The 3685-nt window shown below is 41.4% G+C and carries 4 protein-coding genes; 2 read left to right on the top strand and 2 right to left on the bottom strand.

The features are described 5' to 3' along the window. Together F1E73_RS16570 and sbnA are read right to left on the bottom strand one after the other, a co-directional pair. On the bottom strand, window positions 1–1127 hold a 1127-nt coding region (locus F1E73_RS16570; protein WP_191089053.1), incomplete at its 3' end, for an FAD/NAD(P)-binding protein. Window positions 1128–1159: 32 nt separating this feature from the next. Continuing rightward, the gene (sbnA, locus tag F1E73_RS16565; RefSeq protein ID WP_150452602.1) at window positions 1160–2164 is read right to left on the bottom strand and encodes a 2,3-diaminopropionate biosynthesis protein SbnA; all 1005 of its coding nucleotides are present in this window, start codon (window positions 2162–2164) and stop codon (window positions 1160–1162) included. Window positions 2165–2488: 324 nt separating this feature from the next. On the opposite strand from sbnA, the gene F1E73_RS16560 reads away from it, so the two are divergent. Continuing rightward, on the top strand, window positions 2489–2917 hold the full coding sequence (locus F1E73_RS16560; RefSeq protein WP_150452601.1) for a hypothetical protein: 429 nt from the start codon (window positions 2489–2491) through the stop codon (window positions 2915–2917). 143 nt (window positions 2918–3060) lie between these two features. Next, on the top strand, window positions 3061–3546 hold the full coding sequence (locus F1E73_RS16555) for a hypothetical protein (RefSeq protein WP_150452600.1): 486 nt from the start codon (window positions 3061–3063) through the stop codon (window positions 3544–3546). Window positions 3547–3685: the final 139 nt, after the last annotated feature.

Raw genomic sequence — 3685 nt, 5'->3', positions numbered from 1 at the left:
TTTAGATAAAACGAGGTATAACTGTGGGAAGGTTGGCGTATGCTGTGAAATGGATCCTCCATGGCCAGCCAGGAAAACTTAGGAAGTTGACTGTATTCTAAATGAAAATTGGCCACCTGTTCTTCTACCTTTGAGTAATCTGGATGGTATTTTAACTCCCACCCCACCACTTGAAATAGGGTACGATAGTAGGCATAATGAAAGAGTTGTTTTATTCTGGGAAGAATGGTGTTTACAAAACTAGTTGGCTTAGCAGCATTCATTTTTCCCAGTATATCCTGGATAATAGGGGAGGGTATGGGCATTTCTCCTTGGGTACCCGTTCTGGGTATCATGGGCAATCCGGTTCTAGAGAAGGGGTATATCTTTGCAGGTTCCTTGCCAGAGGGAATATATTGTAGGCTACCGTTGGGTAACAATTTGAAAGTGCCACCCCGTCCCTCCGTAAGGGAAAGCGCTGTGTCTATATACGTGAGGCCCATTCCTTTAATAGCCACTTTAGTATGGGCGCCTATTTGGGCAAGCTGCTCCGTTACCGGATAAACAAAATCTATATAGCCTGCCATGGCTTTTTGGTTGACAGAAAGTTGGGGCCTATGCCAAACATGCCCAGTGGTAATCAATAATTTTTTAAAATAATGATTGGGAAGCCAGTTTCCATCTTCTTCGCTTTCCAAGCTGTACCCCTTATCTTTACGGTGTATCCTGCTAATGGTGGCTACATGTGGTGTAATTGTAATATGGTTGGGAAGGTTCTGGCAAAGTTTATCAAAACAGTGAGTTAGGTACTCGCCAACCCACCCTCTTGGGGAAAATGAGTTTATCATGTCATCGTTCCCTTGCCCTGTTTTTTTATTTAGCCAGTGCACATAATCATCCATGGCTGAATCGAGGAAATTGGGTTTTCCCTCTCTATGGAATTTTATATTATGGTTGGCAAAATTCATAAGAAGATACCTAGGCTGGTCCGGACGATAAATATCTCCAGCACCAAAAAAAACCGTTTTATTGAAAAGATGTATGTCTATGGGGACCTTTATGGCTGCATGTTTTATTTGTGCTAGTAACTCTTCTAAGCCATACAGGCCTTTTGGTCCAAACCCTATGATTCCTATTCTTAAAGGCATCCTGGAGTTTTTGTTGGGTATTTTCTTTTTCTCTACCATCCACCTATAGGATTCAAGTGGTTTTTAACCCCTGCTATTTTCTTAAGCAGCCATTCCCTATTGTAGATGGTATCCAGATAGCGATCGCCTCTATCGCATAGCAATAAAACGCAGTTGCTATTGTCTGGCAGGTGGTATTCGTACTTTTGGATTGCGGAAACAACGCCCCCTGTAGACCCGCCGCAAAGGATCCCCTCTTTTTTTAGCAAGGACCAGCATCCCAGCACGCAATCCAAGTCGCTAACTTCCACATGATCCCATAGCTTGGATGAGTCTAAGAATTGGGAGGGTACACTGGCGCCATGGCCTGGAATTATTCTTTCGCCCGGTGAGCCACCAAAAAGTACGCTTCCAATGGCATCTACTGCAATAATCCTAGTATTTATATTATTTTTCTCTATATAATCTGCACAGCCCATGATGGTTCCGCAGGTACTTACGGCTATAAATAAATAATCTACCTTATAGTTGAGGGCCTCCATTATTTCTGTCATTGTATCGTGGTGGGCCAACGGATTATTGGGATTTCCATATTGATTAGACCAGTAGCTGTTGGGGATGTCCAGAAGCAATTGTTGAACCTTTTTCAATCTGGCGCCTAAATACCCGCCATTTTCATTGGGCGATTTCACCTGTACTATCTTGGCTCCGTAGGTGCATAGTAATTTTTCGGTATGTTGGTTGATGTGCGGATCTACAACCACTACTAACTGCAGCTTATAGTAGAGACATGCCTGGGCAAGTCCGAGGGCCATATTTCCGGAGCTAGACTCAATAATGGTGTCGCCAGGCTGAATCTCTCCAGTAGCTATCGCTTCCCGTAAAATGTTCATCGCAGTACGATCCTTCACACTACCGCTGGGATTGGCAAGTTCTAATTTACCAAACACCTTAACCCCCGGCTTGTTAAATATATTACCTAATTCTACCAAGGGGGTATGGCCCACGGTATTAATGAAATGCTTGGCAATTTTATGACTTTTTTCCAATGCGATCATGAAAAGGAGTTTTTAGTGTGACCTTAAATAGGACGGATATTATCCCAAGATGAAAATTACCGTGTAAATAGGGAAGCGCTTAACCTGTTCCAGTTTTTTGTTGACTGATATAGCTTTATTGGATTGGTAATTAATAGGTTATGTGCCTCTTAGTTTGATGGTGTCTGTAGAAGGGGAATAGGTGAAATAGGGATCGGACTGCAAGGGATTCTCCTTTTTCCTTATCACGATTAAGGTAATTTAGCTATTATGAATTGCGTTACATTTTAATTCATTAAAGAAAATATTTGTGGGGAATGATTACTAGTTTTAGCTAAAACTTGAATGATGCAGAATTGGATTTTATATGCTTGTCTCCAACAGTTGAGTAGATTTTATGCTTGTTCCCAGCTTCAATATATCAATGCAGCAATATGCGCACCCACCCCAATCTTAAGGCGCTTTCTAGAGGAAAGGGCCTTTGAGCGTTTGGATTTTATTTCGGACTTGGAAGTGGCCATGGAGGGAGGGGATCGGGAAAACCGTGTAGGACCTCTGATGGAAGAAGTGTTTCAGCGACACCTTAATTTATATGGTCAAAATTCCTTGTCTATGAGTGGGGATGGGGATTTTATGGACACCGACTTCAAGATTATTGAAATTTGCAACCTTCTACTCTCCCATGACCTGTTGCCAAGTTTTCGTCGTTTACTCCGCTACCATCTTTTAAAAGTAGAGTCGGCGCGACTTTCAATGTATTATTTAAAAACTTAAAATCCCTAGTGTTTTACATTAATTACCAATAGGGGTACTACTGCTTAAAGCAGTTAATTTTAAATTCATTTCCATTCACAAAAGAGCAGGCATTAAATTATCTTTTCATAGAAATAAGAGCAACAACATAAAAATATTGAAAAATGAAAAGATATATAGGTATAATGGGCATCTCAATGGCATTGATGATGCAACTAAGCTGTAAATCCAGTAAGGTAGAAAGGGCAGCACAGGAGAAAAAACAGCCCCAAGTGGCAACTACGGAACGTACGTCTTCGGAAACGATAGCGGATACCTCCCCAAATAAATCTGTAGAGAATGCAAAATCCACCAATATAGTTGAGGGTGCTAATGGCTCTACGGGGGCCAATGTAAACGTAAATTCTGCGTCCTTGAAAGCACCCACTAATTCAGAGGAAGATTTGTCCAAAATGTATGAGGAATTAAAGATGACCACCGATCAAATAAATCAATTGGAACGGGCTATGGACAATTTTATAAGCAAGCAGCGAAATTCCCCCAATGGGAAAATGATGGGAACGGTAGCCAGTGAACGGCAACGCCAATTGAAGCAAATCTTATCCGATGAGCAATATGCAGCCTATGAAAAGTGGAAGAGTCGTAACTAATGGGAAATAGGAACTAAATAAACTCCAATAAAAGACATGAAAAGTGCGGAAAATGAAAACTTGAAAGCTAGTGAAAGTGCTCCTATGCCTACGAAACAAAAGGACAATATTGGGGTTAGCAATCAAACTACCAATGTGC

The organism is Arenibacter lacus (assembly GCF_008711145.1).
Taxonomy (GTDB): Bacteria; Bacteroidota; Bacteroidia; order Flavobacteriales; family Flavobacteriaceae; genus Arenibacter; species Arenibacter amylolyticus.
This window is presented reverse-complemented; position numbering and strand designations above follow the sequence as displayed.

Bases quoted from the DNA above. Each gene is read 5' to 3' on its own strand.
- sbnA (WP_150452602.1), bottom strand. From the start codon at position 2,164: ATGATCGCATTGGAAAAAAGTCATAAAATTGCCAAGCATTTCATTAAT.
- F1E73_RS16560 (WP_150452601.1), top strand. From the start codon at position 2,489: ATGATGCAGAATTGGATTTTATATGCTTGTCTCCAACAGTTGAGTAGA.
- F1E73_RS16555 (WP_150452600.1), top strand. From the start codon at position 3,061: ATGAAAAGATATATAGGTATAATGGGCATCTCAATGGCATTGATGATG.